The 18013-nt window shown below is 70.3% G+C and carries 16 protein-coding genes and 2 pseudogenes; 9 read left to right on the forward strand and 9 right to left on the reverse strand.

Annotation, left to right across the window (positions count from 1 at the left end):
- Positions 1-33: 33 nt before the first annotated feature.
- On the reverse strand, positions 34-867 hold the full coding sequence (locus tag WBG99_RS27545) for a transposase family protein (RefSeq protein WP_338895175.1): 834 nt from the start codon (positions 865-867) through the stop codon (positions 34-36).
- 73 nt (positions 868-940) lie between these two features.
- Positions 941-1465 carry a hypothetical protein gene (locus WBG99_RS27550; RefSeq protein ID WP_338895218.1) on the reverse strand — a complete coding sequence of 175 codons (525 nt, stop codon included), beginning with the start codon at positions 1463-1465 and terminating at the stop codon, positions 941-943.
- A 177-nt stretch (positions 1466-1642) separates the two neighbouring features.
- Here WBG99_RS27550 and WBG99_RS27555 point away from each other — a divergent pair.
- A pseudogene (locus WBG99_RS27555) lies at positions 1643-1957 on the forward strand (carboxymuconolactone decarboxylase family protein); the annotation flags it as partial.
- A gap of 120 nt (positions 1958-2077) precedes the next feature.
- Here WBG99_RS27555 and WBG99_RS27560 read toward each other — a convergent pair.
- Positions 2078-3565 carry a glutamate synthase subunit beta gene (locus tag WBG99_RS27560; protein ID WP_338898881.1) on the reverse strand — a complete coding sequence of 496 codons (1488 nt, stop codon included), beginning with the start codon at positions 3563-3565 and terminating at the stop codon, positions 2078-2080.
- A 198-nt stretch (positions 3566-3763) separates the two neighbouring features.
- The gene (locus tag WBG99_RS27565; RefSeq protein WP_338898882.1) at positions 3764-4243 is read right to left on the reverse strand and encodes an anthrone oxygenase family protein; all 480 of its coding nucleotides are present in this window, start codon (positions 4241-4243) and stop codon (positions 3764-3766) included.
- Between the two features lie 142 nt (positions 4244-4385).
- Here WBG99_RS27565 and WBG99_RS27570 point away from each other — a divergent pair.
- Together WBG99_RS27570 and WBG99_RS27575 are read left to right on the forward strand one after the other, a co-directional pair.
- A pseudogene (locus WBG99_RS27570) lies at positions 4386-4796 on the forward strand (uridine kinase); the annotation flags it as partial.
- A 288-nt stretch (positions 4797-5084) separates the two neighbouring features.
- Complete coding sequence (locus WBG99_RS27575; protein WP_338898883.1) at positions 5085-5513, forward strand: CBS domain-containing protein; 429 nt, start codon at positions 5085-5087, stop codon at positions 5511-5513.
- A gap of 43 nt (positions 5514-5556) precedes the next feature.
- Here the strand turns inward: WBG99_RS27575 and WBG99_RS27580 are convergent, their stop codons facing one another.
- Positions 5557-6684, reverse strand: coding sequence for a magnesium and cobalt transport protein CorA (locus WBG99_RS27580; RefSeq protein WP_338898884.1), 1128 nt, complete (start codon positions 6682-6684; stop codon positions 5557-5559).
- A 242-nt stretch (positions 6685-6926) separates the two neighbouring features.
- Here WBG99_RS27580 and WBG99_RS27585 point away from each other — a divergent pair, with 242 nt between their 5' ends.
- The gene (locus WBG99_RS27585; protein WP_338898885.1) at positions 6927-7724 is read left to right on the forward strand and encodes a methyltransferase domain-containing protein; all 798 of its coding nucleotides are present in this window, start codon (positions 6927-6929) and stop codon (positions 7722-7724) included.
- 68 nt (positions 7725-7792) lie between these two features.
- Here the strand turns inward: WBG99_RS27585 and WBG99_RS27590 are convergent, their stop codons facing one another.
- Positions 7793-8695, reverse strand: coding sequence for a PfkB family carbohydrate kinase (locus WBG99_RS27590; RefSeq protein ID WP_338900510.1), 903 nt, complete (start codon positions 8693-8695; stop codon positions 7793-7795).
- A 56-nt stretch (positions 8696-8751) separates the two neighbouring features.
- The gene (locus WBG99_RS27595; protein WP_338900511.1) at positions 8752-9648 is read right to left on the reverse strand and encodes a pseudouridine-5'-phosphate glycosidase; all 897 of its coding nucleotides are present in this window, start codon (positions 9646-9648) and stop codon (positions 8752-8754) included.
- A gap of 108 nt (positions 9649-9756) precedes the next feature.
- On the opposite strand from WBG99_RS27595, the gene WBG99_RS27600 reads away from it, so the two are divergent.
- On the forward strand, positions 9757-10185 hold the full coding sequence (locus WBG99_RS27600) for a VOC family protein (RefSeq protein ID WP_338898886.1): 429 nt from the start codon (positions 9757-9759) through the stop codon (positions 10183-10185).
- 54 nt (positions 10186-10239) lie between these two features.
- Here the strand turns inward: WBG99_RS27600 and WBG99_RS27605 are convergent, their stop codons facing one another.
- Positions 10240-10794, reverse strand: coding sequence for a methylated-DNA--[protein]-cysteine S-methyltransferase (locus WBG99_RS27605; protein WP_338898887.1), 555 nt, complete (start codon positions 10792-10794; stop codon positions 10240-10242).
- An 83-nt stretch (positions 10795-10877) separates the two neighbouring features.
- On the reverse strand, positions 10878-11744 hold the full coding sequence (locus WBG99_RS27610; protein ID WP_338898888.1) for a glycerophosphodiester phosphodiesterase family protein: 867 nt from the start codon (positions 11742-11744) through the stop codon (positions 10878-10880).
- 279 nt (positions 11745-12023) lie between these two features.
- Here WBG99_RS27610 and WBG99_RS27615 point away from each other — a divergent pair, with 279 nt between their 5' ends.
- The 4 genes from WBG99_RS27615 to WBG99_RS27630 all read left to right on the forward strand — a co-directional run bounded on the left by WBG99_RS27615 (position 12024) and on the right by WBG99_RS27630 (position 17936).
- Positions 12024-12890, forward strand: coding sequence for an MHYT domain-containing protein (locus WBG99_RS27615; RefSeq protein ID WP_338898890.1), 867 nt, complete (start codon positions 12024-12026; stop codon positions 12888-12890).
- 63 nt (positions 12891-12953) lie between these two features.
- Positions 12954-15083 carry an excinuclease ABC subunit UvrB gene (gene uvrB / locus WBG99_RS27620; protein WP_338898891.1) on the forward strand — a complete coding sequence of 710 codons (2130 nt, stop codon included), beginning with the start codon at positions 12954-12956 and terminating at the stop codon, positions 15081-15083.
- 171 nt (positions 15084-15254) lie between these two features.
- Positions 15255-15830 (forward strand): TerD family protein, encoded by a 576-nt coding sequence (locus WBG99_RS27625; protein ID WP_338898892.1) that lies wholly within the window; start codon positions 15255-15257, stop codon positions 15828-15830.
- A 45-nt stretch (positions 15831-15875) separates the two neighbouring features.
- Positions 15876-17936 carry a TerD family protein gene (locus WBG99_RS27630; protein WP_338898893.1) on the forward strand — a complete coding sequence of 687 codons (2061 nt, stop codon included), beginning with the start codon at positions 15876-15878 and terminating at the stop codon, positions 17934-17936.
- Positions 17937-18013: the final 77 nt, after the last annotated feature.

An 18013-nucleotide genomic window follows, 5' to 3' on the forward strand; every position in this document is an offset into this window, starting at 1 on the left:
TGATCGTCGGGGCGAGATCATCCGCCCGCTCCGTCAGCGCTGTACTTCGCTGTTCGCCAGAACGAGCAGGGCCCGCAGGAGCGTGGTCGCCTGCCGGGTGTCCGTGCGGAGTTTGGTCAGGATCCGCCATGACTTGAGGTTCGCGAAGCCATGTTCGTTGGCGGCGCGTTCGCGGCTGACCAGGCGGTTCGCTTCCCTCTCGGCGACGGTCAGCTTGTGGTTGCGGGTGGCCTTGCGGCCGGTGATGATCACCGGGTCGTCTTCGGGCTTGTCGTCGAGGCCGACGAAGCCGAGGTCGGCCAGGGCGCCGAGGCCGGCTTCCCTCAGGTGTCCGGTGATCTTGTTGTGGCGGGCGGTGGTGATCTCGCTGGACCGGCCGGGCTTGGCCGCGGAGATCCAGATCAGGTTGCCCTTCTCGTCGGTGACAGCGAGAAACAGCAGGCCATGGGCCTTATGTTTGCCGGAGTAGTTCTTCCGGTCGTCCCTCCCGGTGCGGCGGTGGGTGCGGATCAGGGTGCCGTCGAGGAGGACCACGACCCCGCCGCTGCGGGCGATCTTCTTGCATGCGCGGTCCAGGCGCGGGGCGCGGGCGGCCAGCAGCTTGACGACTTCCTTCACCCAGCGGCGGACGGTGGATTCGCCGACCTGGTTGCCGCCGGCCATGTCGGCCAGGCGCTGGTCGTGACGGAGTACGGCGAGCACGATGACGGCCTGCTTACCGGGTTCGGCCTTGCGCCAGACAGAGCGCATCCGGTTGCGGCGTTGGCGTATCAGGTCGGCGACGAGATCGATGGTCCGCTTCGACAGCGGGAGGCGGACCTGGTAGACAACATCCCGAGGGCCCTCGGCGGGCTGGTTTTTGGTCACACACTTACCAACTCCCGCCGGGGGCACTCGCGTTATGGCAGGAATCGGCCCGTCCGGCCAGCGGCGTTACTGGTCAGCGGGGAAGGTAACGCCCGGACGCGGTACGTGAGAGCCAGCCCCGGTCGGCAAGTTTGCGCAGCTGGCCCCGGACCGGCTCGATCTTCGCCGGACTCGCCTCCCGGCCCAGCCCGAGGGCGACGTCCTTGGCCATCACCGGACCGTCCGCCCCGGCCACGATCTCCATGATCCGTCGATATTCTGAGGTCAGGACCTCCAGTCCCATCCCCTCGACGCGGTCCGGCACCACTCGCATCCCGCCCGCACCCGGACCCACCGTCACAACGGCCGGCTCCGGCTCCGGCTCCGGCTCCGGCTCCGGCTCCGGCTCCGGCTCCGGCTCCGGCTCCGGCTCCGGCGACACGATGCCCGGCGGTCGCCGTCCACCATCAGTGGCCTCGGCCCACTGCCCGAACACCACCTCGGCGGCCTCCAACCGGGCGACCTCCGTTTCGAGTTCACCCAGCTCCTTGCGCAGCAGCTCGGCACGTTTCGCCAGCTCAAGCCGCCGCTCGATCGTCCACGCCAGCACGTCCGTCATGAACATCCCTCCCAGCGCAGAACCTACGCGGCGACCCCCGAACCTCACTCCAGAACCCACGAGAACACCTGCGCCAGACGATCTCGTGCTAACGATCACCCCACCTGCCAGCGTGAGGACCTCACCGACCCATCACACCAGCCCCACTGAACTGCGGAAACGAGCTTGGCGGAGCCTCACTGCGCCTACTGCCTCCACATGCACACCAACGACGCCCGCAGGGCCGGCGAGAGCGAGGACCGGCTTCACATGATCCCGGTGTGGCGCGAGGCCCGGCACTTCTTCACCGCCCGCGAACAGGCGGCCCTCGCCCTCACCGAAGCCGTCACCCTCATCGCCGACGGAGGCGTCCCCGACGACGTCTACGCCGACGCCGCCACCCACTTCGACGAGACCGAAGTAGCCCACGTCCTCGCCCTCGTCCTCACCATCAACACGTGGAACCGCATCGCCCTCGCCACGGGCAAGCAGGCGGGCACGGACGACCGTTAGAACCCGGGACCGCCCAGGCGGCGACGCGCCGGGTGCGAACAGCGCCGCTCGCGGCTCGGCGGTGCCGAACCGGGCCGCAACCCGACGACCTCGTGGGCGACTCGCCCCCACCGTTGACCTCTACGTCGTCATCGGCCGGTCGTACGGTCCGATCGGAGCCGGGAGCCGGCCGGCCCCGGTCAGCCGGTGGTCGACCGCGGCGGCCACCGCCCGCCCCTCGGCGATCGCCCAGACGACCAGGGACTGCCCGCGAGCGGCGTCCCCGGCGGCATACACTCCGGGCGCGTTCGTCGCGAAGTCCGGCCCCCGCGCGATCGTCCCGCGCGGATCGAGATCGAGGCCGAGCTGGTCGACGAGCCCGTCACGGCGGTCCGGCCCGGAGAAGCCGAGGGCGAGCAGGACGAGGTCGGCGGGCAGCGTCCGCCCGGTGCCGGGCCGCGGCTGCCGCCTCTCGTCCACCTCGACCAAATGCAGCGCCCGTACGTGCCCCGCCTCGTCCCCCGTGAAGCGGAGCGTGGACGCCGCGAAGAGCCGCACGTCCGCGTCCGCCGCGGGTGCCGTCCGAAGGTCGTGCGCCTCCTCGTGCGCCGCCGAGAGCCGGTAGACCTTCGGATACGTCGGCCAGGGGTCGACGTCCTCGTCCCGCTCCGTCCCCGGCAGCGGATAGATGTCCAGCTGGGTCACGGACGCGGCCCCTTCCCGGACCGCCGTCCCCAGGCAGTCCGCCCCCGTGTCACCACCCCCGACGATCACGACATGCTTCCCGGCCGCCGACAGCGGCGACACCTCCAGATCCCCCTCGCACACCCGGTCGGCCAGCGGCAGATACTCCATCGCCTGATGGATCCCGTCCAACTCCCGCCCAGGCACGTCCAGTTCCCGCCAGGCCGTGGCACCCGTGGCTATCACCAGGGCGTCGTACCTGGCGCGAAGCCCGGCCGCCCCGATGTCCCTCCCCACGGCGGTCGACGTACGGAACTTCGTGCCCTCCGACCGCATCTGGTCCAACCGCCGGTCCAGATGCCGCTTCTCCATCTTGAACGCCGGGATCCCGTACCGCAGCAACCCCCCGGCTCGGTCGGCCCGTTCGTACACGGCCACCGTGTGCCCGGCCCGCGTCAGCTGCTGCGCGGCCGCCAGCCCGGTCGGGCCGGACCCGATGACGGCGACCGTCCTCCCCGTCAGCCGGTCGGGCGGCCGGGGTGGTGTGAGCCCGTCCTCCCAGGCCCGGTCCGCGATGGCCACCTCCACGTTCTTGATGGTCACCGCGGGCTGGTTGATCGCCAGTACGCACCCCGTCTCACACGGCGCGGGACACAACCGCCCGGTGAACTCGGGGAAGTTGTTCGTCGCGTGCAGCCGGTCGCTCGCCGCCCGCCAGTCCTCCCGTGCCACGAGGTCGTTCCACTCGGGAATCAGGTTCCCCAGCGGGCAGGCGTCGTGGCAGAACGGGATGCCGCAGTCCATGCAGCGGTCGGCCTGCCTGCTGATGATCGGCAGGAGCGCCCCGGGAACGTACACCTCGTCCCAGTCCCGCACCCGCTCCTCCACGGGCCTACGGGGCCACTCCTCGCGTGGGGTCGTCAGGAAACCTTTGGGATCGGCCATGGCCGTCTCCCTCACGTAGTGGTACGCGTCCGGGCGCGGCCGTACACCGGCGGGCTCGGATCATCGACTTCGGATCAGTGACTTCGGATCAGCGGCTGGGACCGGTGTGAGGCGCGAGGCGCAGGGCGTATGGGGTGACGCTCGGGCGTTCTCTTGCGGCCCTTCCCGCCACGATACGACGCGTCCGCCGAGCCCGCCTCAGGCGAGCGCCAGTAGATACGAGAGGGCCGCGCCGGCCGAGGCGACCGTCCGGACGTGGTTCCACATCGTCCACTCGCTCACATATCCGCGCCAGTACGTGGCGGCCTCCGAGGTGCCCGCGTCCAGCTTGGCGAGCCTGTCGTTGCGCGGAACGTTCGCCATTATCGTGACCCCGAAGCAGCCGAACAGATACAGCGCGCTGCCCAGCAGCAACTCCACCCGGCCCTCGCCCGGCCACAGCACGAACGTCACGACGGCGAGCACCGCGCACAGCACCGCCGTACCTGCGAACACCAGCATGAACGCCGGGGTCAGCGCACTGACATTGATCGCCTGCATCGCCGCCACACCCTGCGCCGACGGCAAGGACGCCAGCCCCTTCATCACGAACGTCGAGAACCCGCAGAACACGCCCGCCACGACCCCCGTCCCGAGCAGTCCCAGCACCGTCAGCACGAAGTACGGCCCATCGATCATGTCCGCTCCCGCCTCGATCCCCAGCCCCAAAGATCCTGCCCACCACCTGTCATCACCACAAGTGAACAACCGACCGACGACGGTCACCATGGCCGAGACACGCGGCTCCGTACATGAGCGTCCACGCCGATGCGGCAACCGCCTTCCGCTGGAGTGCGGCCACGAGGACGCGGAGGCGTACTACGACGGCTGGTTCGACACCGCCGCCCTGTGGCGCGAGGTATTCGGCCCACTCGACCCCGGGGGCACGGGCCGGGTCCTGCCCGACCTGTGGGACCCCACCACCGACCGCGCGACCCGCAGCGCCTACGTCCAACTCCCTGCCGACTCCATCCTGTTGATGCATGGCCCCCTCCTCCTGAAGCACTGGTTCCCCTTCGATCTGACCGTGCACGTCCTTCTCTCCGCGGGCGCCCTGCGCCGCCGGACACCCGAGAACGAGCAGCGGACCCTCCCCGCCTTCGAGCGCTACGCGACCGAGACCGATCCGGCCGCCACCGCCGATGTTTTGGTGCGCGCCGACGACCCGCGACACCCGGCGTGGAACGCCTGACGGACGGGAGGATCCCCGATCCATCAGGCCCATCACGACGCCTTTACCTGCGCGATCGCAGGAAGCGCGTCGACCCTCCCGAGGAGAAGGACGACGAGGTCCGCGTGATCATCCGTCTCGTCCCGGAGCGGATCGTCCACGTCGCTGCCTGGACCGCAGCCCGGGGCGCGTCGTGCGGGGCCGTGTCCTTCCGCATGCGGTTCCCCCGGGGCGCGGCAAGAATGTAGGACGCCGGGACTAGCGGTGCACCCTGCGCCGCGCCGGCCGTCCGGCATCGGGAGGTACTACATGACCACCGCCGGAGACATCATGCATCGTGGCGCCCAGTGGATCCCCGCCCACGAGACCCTGGACCGCGCCGCCCAGCTGATGCGCCAGCTGAACGTCGGAGCGCTCCCCATCAGCGATCAGAACGAACGGCTCTGCGGCATCCTCACCGACCGCGACATCGTCGTCGGCTGTGTCGCCCTGGGCCGTGACCCGTCGAAGATCACAGCGGGCGAGCTGGCGAAGGGGACACCGCGCTGGATCGACGCGAACGCCGACGTCAGCGAGGTGCTGGAAGAGATGAAGGGCCACCAGATCCGCCGACTCCCGGTGATCGAGAACAAGCGCCTCGTCGGCATGATCAGCGAGGCCGACCTGGCCCGGCATCTCCCCGAAGACCAGATCGCCTCCTGGGCCGAGAGCGTCTACGCGAAGGGCGCGACGCACTGACCCGAACGATCCCCTTCTCTCCTCGCTGCCGCTGGTCCCGGAGTCACAGCCAGCCGTTGCGCTTGAAGCCCCGGTAGAGGGTGATGCAGCCGACGGCTATGACTCCCAGGACCAGCGGGTAGCCGAATTTCCAGTGCAGCTCGGGCATGTGCTCGAAGTTCATGCCGTAGACCCCGCACACCATGGTCGGAACCGCGATGAGCGCCGCCCACGCCGTGATCTTCCGCATGTCCTCGTTCTGCGCGACGCTGACCTGCGCGAGGTGCGCCTGCAGAATCGAGTTCAGCAGTTCGTCGAACGCGGCGATCTGCTCGGTGGCTCGCAGCAAGTGGTCGGACACGTCCCGGAAATAGGCCTGTATCTCCGGATCGACCACCCGGATCGGCCGTGAGGTGAGCTCCAGGAGTGGGCGGGACAGCGGGGCCACCGCCCGCTTCAGTTCGAGCAGTTCGCGCTTGAGCTGGTAGATGCGCCCAGGGTCGACACGTGCGCCGTTCGCGGCGAACACATCGGTCTCGACCTGGTCGATGTCCGTCTGCACGGAGTCCGTGACGCTCAGATAGTCGTCCACCACATGGTCCGCGACCGCGTGCAGGACCGCCGCCGGCCCCTTGGCCAACTGCTCGGGATCCGCCTCCAGTTCCTCGCGCAGCGGGCCGAGTGAGCCGTGCCGTCCGTGCCGTACCGTGATCACGAAGTCGGAGCCGACGAAGACCATGATCTCGCCCGTGTGCACCACCTCGCTGGTCGCGGTGAGTTCGGTGTGCTCGACATAGCAGACCGTCTTGAACACCGCGAACAGAGTGTCGCCGTACCGTTCCAGCTTCGGGCGCTGATGGGCCTCGATCGCGTCCTCGACCGCCAGGGGATGCAGGTCGAAGAGCTCGGCGATGCCGGCGAACTCCCGCTGCGTCGGCTCGTGCAGACCGAGCCAGACGAAGCCGTGGTCATGCCTGCGGACCTGTTTGACGGCCTCGACGACATCGCGACCGCCGGGGGAGCGGACGCCTTTGTTGTACGTCACGCAGTTCACCACGGAGGTGCCCAGCGGGGAGCGTGCCGGGTGGCTGAGGTCGACGCGAGGGCGACGCCGGGCCAGCCGTGCCATTCTGCTCAGGCCGCCTACCTTGTCGAGGCCCGTGACCTTTCGCAGATTCCCTGCCATGGACATCTGGATCTCCTTGCGTGGATCTCCTCGCACCCGTACCTCGTGCCTTGTCGCGTCAGTTTGCCAGGGTCGAACGAGGGCCGGGTAAGGCTGTGGGAACGGAACGTTCCGCTTCACTTGTGGCGTTCCCGGCCGCTCGGGCCGCTCGGGCCGCTCGGGCCGCTCGGGCCGCCGCCGGAGCGGACCTCGCGTACTGCGGGAGAGTCGTTATTACTGACAAGCGGATCAAATGGGATGATCACGACATGATGCGCACCGACGGGTATCTCCTCGACCACCGGCAGGCCGAGACGGGGCGGAGCCCCGACGCCTTCGCCACGCTCTTCGACCGCACGACCTTCCGGCACCTGGAGGGCTTCGGCCTCGGCTCCGGCTGGCGCTGCTGGGAGGTCGGCGCGGGCGGTGCCTCCGTGGTCTCCTGGCTGGCGAAGAAGGTCGGACCTACCGGCAAGGTCATGGCGACCGGTACCGACATCTCATGGGCCGTTCCCTCGGTCACCCGCCCCCCGGTCGAGGCCCTCGTCCACCATGTGGGCGTCGACCAGTCGCCGGGGGAGGGCTTCGACCTCGTCCACGCCCGGCTGGCCCTCGTCCACGCGCCCGACCGCGAGCAGGCGTTGCTGTCGATGATCAAGGCGCTACGTCCCGGCGGGCGGCTCCTGATCGAGGACGCCGATCCCGCCCTCCAGCCCTTGGCCTGCCTCGAAGAAACCGGACCCGAGCAGCAACTCGCCAACCGGCTCCGCCAGGCCGTCCGCGCCCTGCTCGCCGAACGCGGGGTCGACCCGGCGCACGGCCGCAGACTTCCGCGCCTGCTGCGCGCGGCGGGCCTGCGCGGTGTCGAGGCCGACGCCTACTTCCCCGTCGCCTCACCCGCCTGCGCCGCCCTGGAGTCCACGACGGTCCACCGGCTCCGCGAAGCGCTCGTCACGGCTGACCTCGCCACGGACGAGGAGATCGACCGGCATCTGGCCAACGTGGCCTCCGGCACGATGGACCTCGCCGCTCCACCGCTGATCTCGGCGTGGGGGCGCAAGGTGTAACTGAGGTACGGGGGCCTGCTCTGCCCCATGGCGGGGCGGTCCACGTCGCACCGTCGACGGCACGGACATCAGTGGGGCGACGGCGGCCTCCCGCCCACCTTCTCCACCGCCAGCGCCCCCGCCCCGCACCCTTCGGCCGCCGCTTCCTCAACCCCCGCGCCCGCGAGCAGCGCGGCCAGGAACGCCCCGGTGAAGGCGTCACCCGCGCCGGTGGTGTCGTGGGGCGTGGCGGGGACCGCCGGCACCCGGGACTCGACGCGGCCCGCACGGGCGACCAGCGCACCGTCGGCCCCCTGCTTGGCGACGACCAAGGGAACGAGACGGCTCAACTTGGCCGCCGCGTCGGCCGGATCGGGCAGCCCGGTCAGCAGGAACGCCTCGTCGCGATTGGGCAGCAGTACGTCGGCCCCCTCGATGAGCCCGAGGAAACGGTCCACACCGAGCCGCGTGAGGAACCCCGCCGACGCGGGATCCACACTCACCGGCACCCCACGCGCGCGTGCCGACTCCAGCGCCACGGCGACCAGCGCGCGGCTCGACTCGGAGAAGAACAGATAGCCCGACAGATGCAGTCGCGCGACCCCGTCGAGCAGGGACGGGGCCCAGTCGGCCGGGTCCAGCCGCAGCGAGGCCCCGCTGTCCGTGAGGAATGTGCGCTCGGCCGCGTCGCACGCGTCCACCAGGCAGATCACCGTCCCCGTCGCCGCCGCCGGATCGACGACCAGGTGGGGCCGCACTCCCGAAGCCCGTAGCTCCCGCTGGTGCCACTCGGCCCCGTCCGTGCCCACGCGCCCGAGCAGCCGCACGTCCGCGCAGCCCCGATAAGCCGCCCAGCAGGCCACGTTGGCACCCGCCCCGCCCGGTAGGGTCCGGATCGCGGAGGCCGTGTCGGTGCCCGGCGAGAGCGGCCCGCGGTGCCGGGCGACGACATCCGTGACCACGTCACCCACGACGAGCAGCGCCCCACCCACCGCACAGCCGGGCCCGTGCACCCCACCCTCGGACCCGGCGGCCCCGCACCGCCGTCTCATGCCCCGGCCCAGGCCGCCGCGATGCGCGACGCGAGCCGTACGTTGCCCCGTACCGCCGCCAGGTTGGCGCCGAGGGAGGCGCCGTCGGTGTGCCGTACCAGGTAGCTCAGCAGGAACGGTGTGACCGCCTGGCCCGTGACGCCCTCCGTCTCGCACGCCCGCAGCGCCTCGTCGAGCACCCGCGCGTGCAGTTCGGGATCGAGCTGCTCCTCCTCGGGGACGGGATTGGCGACGATCAGCGCCGACTGCGGGCCGTCGAGTGCGTCTTGCGCGCGCATGACGTCCGCGACCTCGCCCGGCGACCCGAGCGTCCACTCCACCGGGTGACCCGAGTCGGACAGATAGAAGCCGGGGAAGCGCTCCGTGCCGTACCCGGCGACCGCGACACCCAGCGTCTCCAGGCGCTGCAAGGTCGCCGGCACGTCCAGGATCGACTTCACGCCCGCGCACACCACGGTGATCCGGGTACGTGCCAGAAGCCCCAGATCGGCGGACTCGTCCTGGGTCACCGTCCACTCCCGGTGCACGCCCCCGAGCCCGCCCGTCGCGAACACCCGTACGCCCGCCAGGGCCGCCAACTGGGCGGTCGCCGACACCGTGGTCGCACCGCTCGCCCGCGAGGCCACGGCGAGCGGCAGATCGCGGTGGCCGAGCTTGCGGATGCCGTCCTCGTTCGCGACCCGCTCCAACTGCTCCTTGTCGAGGCCGATGTGGGGCCGCCCGTCGAGGACGGCGATCGTCGCCGGTACGGCGCCCTCCCGCCGTACGACGTCCTCCAGCTCCAGCGCCACCCGCAGGTTGCGCGGTCGGGGCAGCCCGTGCGCGACGATCGTGGACTCCAGCGCCACCACGGGGCGACGCGCGTCGAGCGCTTCCCGCACATCTTCGGACATCAGCAGCACGCGCTTGCCTCCTGTCAGACGTTCTTCCCTCATCTCTGGCAGACGGCGCGCCCGGCCAAACCCTTGCGAGCTGTGGTGCGGGACACCAGCCTGGAACGCATGACCGACAACACGATGCGTCTCGACCATGTCGTCCTCTGGGTCCAGGAGCCGGTCACCGCTGCCGACTTCTACGAGAAGGCCGTCGGCCTGGAACCCTTGAGGATCACCGAATACGCCGCAGGACAGGTCCCCTTTCCCTCCATACGCCTCAACGACGAGACCATCCTCGACCTCATGCCGCTCACCATGGCCGAGCGTATGAGGATGGTCCCCGGCGCCGCAGACAGCGCCGGCCACCCCGTCAACCACGTCTGCCTCGCCATGCCGGCCGACGACTTCGACGAGCTGCGCGCCCGCCTGGAGGAACGCGCGGTGCCCGTCTCGGACATCTCGAACGACTCCTTCGGAGCGCGTGGAAAGGCCCGGCGCAACTTCTACTTCCGCGACCCCGACGGCAACGTCTTCGAGGTACGGCACTACGCGTAGTGTCCGAACGTCCGAACGTCCGGACAATAAGGGAACTTCAGGGCCCGCGGCCCCTCAGAACAGCGGCTCCGGAAGGATCCCTTCGAGTGCCAGCAGCTTCCGCTTGGTCTCCAGGCCGCCGCCGAATCCGCCGATGCCGCCGGCGCTCTCGACCACGCGGTGGCACGGCACCACCACCGGCAGCGGGTTCGACCCCATCGCGACGCCGACCGCCTGGGCCGCGCCGGGCTGCCCCACACGCCGTGCCAGGTCGCCGTAGCCCACGACCGAGCCGTACGGCACGCCGGAGGCGAGCTCGCGCAGCACCTGTCGGTTGAACCCGGATATCAGCGACCAGTCCAGCGGCAGCTCGAAGTCCTGCCGCCGACCCGCGAAGTAGGCCTCGACCTGGCGTATGGCCTCGGCCAGCTGAGGGGCGGCGGGGTCCTCGACGGGCGCGGTGCCGAGACGTGAGGCGAGCCGGTCGAGCGCCGTGTCCCGCACCGCCTCCGTGGCGTGGAACACGACGTTCACCAGGCCGTCGTCCGTCGAGGCCAGCAGCAGCGGGCCGATGCCCGTGCCGACGACGGCCCACACGACCTGCTGCTCGTCCCGCGCATGACTGTTCATGCGACCACCGTACGGTCCGCCACTGACAACGCCCCTGGCGTGCGCCCCGCCCGGGAACGCACGCCACCGGTCAGGCCGCCCCGTCAGCTCCGTGTGGCCTCGCTGACCACGTCCGGCTTGTTGGTGATGATGCCGTCCACGCCGTAGCCCGCCACCTCGCGGGCGTTGTCCGCGTCGTTCACGGTCCAGGCGAGGATCTCCAACGGCTTTCCGTGCGGACCGTCGAGTGCGTGGATCGTGGCGACGTACGACTCGGAGATGGTCGTGTACGAGGAGTTGATCTGGTCGCTGAACGTCGCGTACTCGGGCAGGTCGGCGATGTCCGGGGTGCCGAGGAAACCGGTCTTCACCGCCGGGCGCAGCTCGTGGATCCGCCGTACGGTGTCGGCACTGAAGCTCTGGATCACCAGTTTCCTGAGCCGCGACGGGCTGAGCCAGCCCTCGTTGCCGAGCACCTTCAGGGTCTGCTGTTCGATGCCCGGATAGAGCCGGGGGTTCTTGATCTCCAGGACGAGCTTCTGGTGATTGCGTGACACACGCCTCATGTACTGCTCCAGCGTCGGCACGCGCGCGCCCGCGTAGTCGCTGCCGAACCAACTGCCCGCGTCCAGGCGGGCGATCTCGGCGGCGGTGAAGTCCGCCACGTTCCAGGGCGCGCGGTCCGGATAGAGCTCCTCGACATCGGTCGTCCGCGCCAGTGACGCGTCGTGGACGATGACGAGCCTGCCGTCCTTGGTCCGCTGGACGTCGTTCTCGACCCAGCTGAAGCCCATCTCGTCGGCCTTGTCGACGGCGGCCAAGGTGTTCTCGGGCGCGTACGCGGAGGCTCCGCGGTGCGCGACGACCAGCGGACCGTCGGTGTCGGGAGCCGCGTGGGCGGCGGAGGTGGGGAGCAGGAGGACGGCCCCCATGAACACTGTGGTCGCGGCGGCAACTGCGCGCACGTGCATGCGTACTCCTCGCGTCGATCGATCACTGTCAGCTCAAGAGTTACAGCAGAGAGTCAACGGCAGGAGGGCGCAGGATGGCCATGAAATGAATGGAGTTGTCCAAGTCCAATCACGAGCACCGCACAAGTGGGGCAAGGACGTGTTTCTTTGCCGGAAAATCGTTCGACCATTCCGGTGGGGGTCATACTCTCTGCGACAACCCTGACCGTCGTGGCGGTCCTGGGGGTGGGGCATCGCAGGGAATCCAGGGACGCGACAGGACGGGAAAGGCAGCCGCGGATGCAGGGCACGATCGACGGCTTCAGCTACGGACTCGTCACACCGGTGGTGGCCTATCTCATGGCCTGCCTCGGGGGCGCGCTCGGCCTGCGCTGCACCACCAGGTCGATGTTCGCCGACGGCCGCCTGCGGATCGGCTGGCTGGCGCTGGGCTCGGCGGCCATCGGCTCCGGCATATGGACCATGCACTTCGTCGCGATGATGGGGTTCAAGGTCCTGCAGACCCCGATCCACTACGACCCGCTGACGACGTTCGCGAGCCTCGCCGTCGCGATCGTCATGGTCGGCATCGGGATCTTCATGGTCGGCTCCAAGGGGGCGAACGGAGCCGCGCTCTTCACCGGCGGCACCGTCACCGGCCTCGGCATGGCCTCCATGCACTACCTGGGCATGGCGGGAATGCGCCTCAACGGCACGCTGCAGTACAACACCCTCACGGTGGCCGCCTCGGTCGTCATCGCCGTGGTGGCCGCGATCGCCGCCCTGTGGGCCGCCGGGCAGATCCGCGGCTTCCTGTGGAGCGTGGGCGCCAGTCTCGTCATGGGGGTCGCGGTCAGCGGCATGCACTACACGGGTATGGCCGCCCTCAGCGTCCACCTGCACAGCGCGTCGCCCGCCCCGGTCGAGGGCTCCTCGTCCGCCGCCCTGCTCGCCCCGCTGATGATCGGCCCGCTGGTCTTCCTGCTCCTCGCGGGCGTCGTCGTGATGTTCGACCCGTTCATGATCATGTACAGGTTCCACGCCCACCCCGTCGAGCGGCGGCCGGGCATCCCGGCCCAGGCAACCGCCCACACCTGCCGACGCCAGGAGTCCCACACCGCTCACAAGCACCGCGAGCGGAGTTCCCGCACCCCGCAGCGCCGCTGACCGCGCTCCCGGGAAACCACTGATCGGAGCCCGTTGTCAGTGCGGGGCCGTACGGTGGATTGCATGCGGCCCGTTTCCAAGATCGAACGCACGGTGGCGCCCTTCGAGGTCGTCAGTCCCTACCAGCCGAGCGGCGACCAGCCCACGGCCATCGCCGAGCTCGCCCAGCGCATCGGAGCGGGTGAGAAGGACGTCGTCCTGCTCGGCGCGACCGGCACCGGCAAGTCCGCCACCACCGCGTGGATGATCGAGAAGCTCCAGCGCCCCACCCTCGTGATGGCGCCGAACAAGACCCTGGCCGCCCAGCTGGCCAACGAGTTCCGCGAGCTGCTGCCGAACAACGCCGTCGAGTACTTCGTCTCGTACTACGACTACTACCAGCCAGAGGCCTACGTCCCACAGTCGGACACCTACATCGAGAAGGACTCCTCGATCAACGAGGAGGTCGAACGCCTGCGCCACTCCGCGACGAACTCGCTGCTCACCCGCCGCGACGTGGTCGTGGTCGCCTCCGTCTCCTGCATCTACGGCCTCGGTACGCCGCAGGAGTACGTGGACCGCATGGTCCCGCTCAGGGTCGGCGACGAGTTCGACCGGGACGAGCTGCTGCGCCGCTTCGTGGACATCCAGTACACGCGCAACGACCTGGCGTTCACCCGCGGCACCTTCCGCGTCCGCGGCGACACCGTCGAGATCTTCCCGGTGTACGAGGAGCTCGCCGTCCGCATCGAGATGTTCGGTGACGAGATCGAGGCCCTCTCCACCCTCCACCCGCTCACCGGCGAGATCATCAGCGACGACGAGCAGTTGTACGTCTTCCCGGCCTCCCACTACGTCGCCGGCCCCGAGCGTCTGGAGCGCGCCGCCGACGACATCGAGAAGGAACTCGGCGAGCGCCTCGCCGAGCTGGAGAAGCAGGGCAAGCTCCTGGAGGCCCAGCGGCTGCGCATGCGCACGACGTACGACCTGGAGATGCTCCGCCAGATCGGCTCCTGCTCCGGCGTGGAGAACTACTCGATGCACTTCGACGGCCGCGAGCCCGGCTCACCGCCGAACACCCTGCTGGACTACTTCCCGGACGACTTCCTCCTCGTCATCGACGAGTCCCATGTGACCGTGCCGCAGATCGGTGCGATGTACGAGGGCGACGCCTCCCGCAAGCGCACCCTCGTCGACCACGGCTTCCGGCTGCCGTCCGCCCTGGACAACCGCCCCCTGAAGTGGGAGGAGTTCCAGGAGCGCGTCGGCCAGACGGTCTACCTCTCGGCGACCCCCGGTCAGTACGAGCTGTCCCGCTCGGACGGCCATGTCGAGCAGATCATCCGTCCCACCGGCCTGGTCGACCCCGAAGTCGTCGTCAAGCCCACCGAGGGGCAGATCGACGACCTGGTGCACGAGATCCGGGCACGCACCGAGAAGGACGAGCGCGTCCTCGTCACCACCCTCACCAAGAAGATGGCCGAGGACCTCACCGACTACTTCCTGGAACTCGGCATCCAGGTCCGCTATCTCCACAGCGACGTCGACACCCTCCGTCGCGTCGAACTGCTGCGCGAGCTGCGCGCCGGAGAGTACGACGTCCTGGTGGGCATCAACCTCCTCAGGGAGGGCCTCGACCTTCCCGAGGTCTCCCTGGTGGCGATTCTCGACGCCGACAAGGAGGGCTTCCTGCGCTCCGGGACCTCGCTGATCCAGACCATCGGCCGCGCGGCGCGCAATGTGTCGGGCCAGGTCCACATGTACGCCGACAAGATCACCCCGGCGATGGAGAAGGCCATCGACGAGACCAACCGGCGCCGGGAGAAGCAGGTCGCGTACAACAAGGCGAACGGCGTCGACCCCCAGCCGCTGCGCAAGAAGATCAACGACATCGTGGCGCAGATCGCCCGTGAGGACGTCGACACCGAGCAGCTGCTCGGCACGGGCTACCGCAGGGGCAAGGACGGCAAGAGCGCCAGGTCCCCCGTGCCCTCCCTCGGAGGCAAGGGGACCAGGTCCTCCGAGGGCAAGGCCAAGGAGACCGTCCCGACCGACCGCCCCGCGGCCGACCTCGCCCAGCAGATCGAGGAGATGGCGGAGCGGATGCGCGCGGCAGCCGCCGATCTGCAGTTCGAGATCGCCGCCCGGCTGCGTGACGAGGTCTCCGAGATGAAGAGGGAACTGCGGCAGATGAAGGAGGCGGGCCTGGCCTGACGGCCCCGGTCAGCGCGGGGAAGAGATCCTGCCCCCGGCACGGGCGCGCCGTGTTGCAAGACCGACACGAAGTGCGACACCGGCTGCGGCAATGTCAGTGCCGCTGCGTAAGGTGCTGCACATCCGTGGACTCCGCGGAAGCGGGGGACAGTTCGAGAGGGGAATCAGCGCGTGACCGTCAACATGACCAAGGGTCAGGCCATCAGTCTGCAGAAGCACGACGGCGGCAACCTGACCGCGGTGCGCATGGGTCTCGGCTGGCAGGCTGCTCCCCGGCGCGGCCTGTTCGGCTCCCGCACCCGCGAGATCGACCTCGACGCCTCCGCCGTGCTGTTCGCGGACAAGCAGCCCGTCGACGTCGTCTTCTTCCGCCACCTGGTGAGCGACGACGGCTCCGTCCGTCACACCGGCGACAACCTCGTCGGCGGTGTCGGCGCAGGCGACGACGAGGCGATCCTCGTCGACCTGGCCCGGGTCCCGGTCCACATCGACCAGATCGTCTTCACCGTCAACTCCTTCACGGGCCAGACCTTCCAGGAAGTGCAGAACGCGTTCTGCCGCCTGGTCGACGAGACCAACGGCCAGGAGCTCGCGCGTTACACCCTCGCGGGCGGCGGCCAGTACACGGCCCAGATCATGGCCAAGGTTCACCGCGCGGGCACGGGCTGGCAGATGACCGCCATCGGCTCGCCCGCAAACGGCCGCACCTTCCAGGACCTGATGCCGGCGATCGTGCCGGTCCTGTAGGCAGCCCGACGCACCACGCAGGAAGCGACACAGGGGGACGAGTCGATGACGGCCGAGCTGGTCCGGGGGCAGAACCATCCGCTGCCCGAGGTCCGACTGGAGATCCGCGTCGCGGCCGGCACGCCGATCGTGGCCGGAGCCACCCTCGTCGACGAGCACGGCCGGGTGCGCGGCGTGGAGTGGATCGCCCACCCGGGGGCGCCCACCCTGCCGGGCATCGAGGTGTCCCAGCAGGCGGCGGCCGACCACCGCCTCGCCGTGGACCTCGACGCCGTGGCGCCGTCCGTGCACCGGCTGACCGTGCTGCTAGCCCTGCCGTCCGGGACCGGCGGCCCGGCGCGATTCGGCACCGTCGCCGCGCCTTTCGTCGCGGTCACCGGCCTCGACGGCACCGAGGTCGCCAGCTACACGATCACCGACCTGGAGGCGGAGTCCGCCGTCATCGCCCTTGAGCTGTACCGCAGGCAGGGCGCCTGGAAGGTCCGCGCGGTCGGCCAGGGGTACGCGGGCGGCCTCGCGGAGCTGCTCACCGACCAGGGCCTGCCCGAGGCCCAGCAGCTCGCCGGCCGCATCCACGAGGCCGTGGCCCGGGGCCTCGCCCGCTCGGTGGCCACGCCCCCGCCCCGCCCGCCGGACACGGACCGCTCCCGCCAGACGACCGCACCCGCAGCGGGCCCCGACCAGGCCCACGGCGGTACGCCACCCCAGGGCGTGACCGGGAGCACATCACCGCAGCGGGGAGACCGACCCACCTCCCCGTACGGCAGCACGCCCCCGTACGGCGCCCACGCCGCCACGCCGCCCGACCATGCGGCGGCCCAACACGGTGGCCCCGATCCGGTCGACCCGTCCAGCGGTACCCACCCCGCCGCGCCCACCGCCGGCGGCTCCGTCGACTACGCTCACCCCCGCCGCCGGACCACCGCATCGCCGCCGCCCCCGCCGACCGCGCGTTCGGCCCAGCCGGGACAGCCCGCGCAGCCCGTCGCCGGTGACGCGACCGGCTGGTCCATGGACGAGCGGCTCTACAACCAGGTGTGGGGCATGTTCGAGGATCTGTCCCGCACCACCGCCGCTTACCGCAGCGCCGTCGACTTCGCCGAGTCGCGCATGGAGCAGGAGCTCGACAAGGTCCTCTCCGACCCGCGCAGCCGCATCGGCGGTCAGGGCGACGCCGCGCGAGAGGCCGCCCGTGACAAGCACGCCCAGCTCGTCGACCAGGCCAGGACCGCTCTCGACCGCGACCTCGTCCAGCTCCGGGCCGAGGCCGAGGTCGTCGAGCCCGCGCTGCCCCCGGCGTACGCGAGCTGGGACAACCCGGTCTGGCACGGCTACCGGGTGCCGATGGAGATCCCGATGGCCCTGCGCCTCGGCGACCTCCGGCTGCCGGAGAGCGAGGGCGTGCGCATCCCGATGCTGGTCCGGTTGCCGCTGGAGCGCGGCCTGTGGGTGGACAGCGGCCGCTCAGGTTCCCGCGACGCGCTCGTCGACGCCGACGAACTGCGCCGTCTGGCGCTGGACACGGCGGTGTCGCTCGCGGCACGCCTGCTCGCCGTCCATCCGCCGGGCGAGTTCGCGGTGCACGTCGTCGACGCGGCCGGGGCCGCTTCCTCCGCGCTGGCACCGCTGGTGCAGACCGGTGTGCTCGCCGGGCCGCCCGCCGCCGGGGCCGCGGGAGCCTCGGACGTCCTGGGGCGGCTCACCCAGCGGGTCGACCTCGTGCAGATGGCGGTGCGCGGCGACGCGGCCGACTCACTGCCCCCCGGCCTCGACACGGCCGAGCAACTGCTGATCGTCAATGACTTCCCGCACGGTTTCGACGACCGCGCCGTGACCCAGCTCCGCTACCTCGCGGACGAGGGCCCGGCCGTGGGCGTCCATCTGATGATGGTCGCGGACCGGCAGGACGCCGTCGCGTACGGGCCGCTGCTGGACCCGCTGTGGCGTTCGCTGCTGCGACTCACGCCGACCCCCGACGACCACCTCGCCGACCCCTGGGTCGGGCACGCGTGGACGTACGAGCCGTCGAGCGTCCCACCCGGCAGTCGGGTTCTGCACCACGTACTGGACCGGGTCGCCGACGCCCGCCGCTCCTGGAACCGCTGACGTCCCACCCCGTACCAAGCGCTCGTAAAGCCATCCGACCAGTGGTTTTGATGCTTTCTCTGCCTCGCTCTTTACCT

Source organism: Streptomyces sp. TG1A-60, assembly GCF_037201975.1.
GTDB lineage: Bacteria > Actinomycetota > Actinomycetes > Streptomycetales > Streptomycetaceae > Streptomyces.

Coding starts and splice junctions, on each gene's coding strand:
- WBG99_RS27550 (WP_338895218.1), bottom strand. CDS start 1,465: ATGACGGACGTGCTGGCGTGGACGATCGAGCGGCGGCTTGAGCTGGCG.
- WBG99_RS27560 (WP_338898881.1), bottom strand. CDS start 3,565: ATGGCCGATCCCAAAGGTTTCCTGACGACCCCACGCGAGGAGTGGCCC.
- WBG99_RS27565 (WP_338898882.1), bottom strand. CDS start 4,243: ATGATCGATGGGCCGTACTTCGTGCTGACGGTGCTGGGACTGCTCGGG.
- WBG99_RS27575 (WP_338898883.1), top strand. CDS start 5,085: ATGACCACCGCCGGAGACATCATGCATCGTGGCGCCCAGTGGATCCCC.
- WBG99_RS27580 (WP_338898884.1), bottom strand. CDS start 6,684: ATGTCCATGGCAGGGAATCTGCGAAAGGTCACGGGCCTCGACAAGGTA.
- WBG99_RS27585 (WP_338898885.1), top strand. CDS start 6,927: ATGATGCGCACCGACGGGTATCTCCTCGACCACCGGCAGGCCGAGACG.
- WBG99_RS27595 (WP_338900511.1), bottom strand. CDS start 9,648: ATGTCCGAAGATGTGCGGGAAGCGCTCGACGCGCGTCGCCCCGTGGTG.
- WBG99_RS27600 (WP_338898886.1), top strand. CDS start 9,757: ATGACCGACAACACGATGCGTCTCGACCATGTCGTCCTCTGGGTCCAG.
- WBG99_RS27605 (WP_338898887.1), bottom strand. CDS start 10,794: ATGAACAGTCATGCGCGGGACGAGCAGCAGGTCGTGTGGGCCGTCGTC.
- WBG99_RS27610 (WP_338898888.1), bottom strand. CDS start 11,744: ATGCACGTGCGCGCAGTTGCCGCCGCGACCACAGTGTTCATGGGGGCC.
- WBG99_RS27615 (WP_338898890.1), top strand. CDS start 12,024: ATGCAGGGCACGATCGACGGCTTCAGCTACGGACTCGTCACACCGGTG.
- uvrB (WP_338898891.1), top strand. CDS start 12,954: ATGCGGCCCGTTTCCAAGATCGAACGCACGGTGGCGCCCTTCGAGGTC.
- WBG99_RS27630 (WP_338898893.1), top strand. CDS start 15,876: ATGACGGCCGAGCTGGTCCGGGGGCAGAACCATCCGCTGCCCGAGGTC.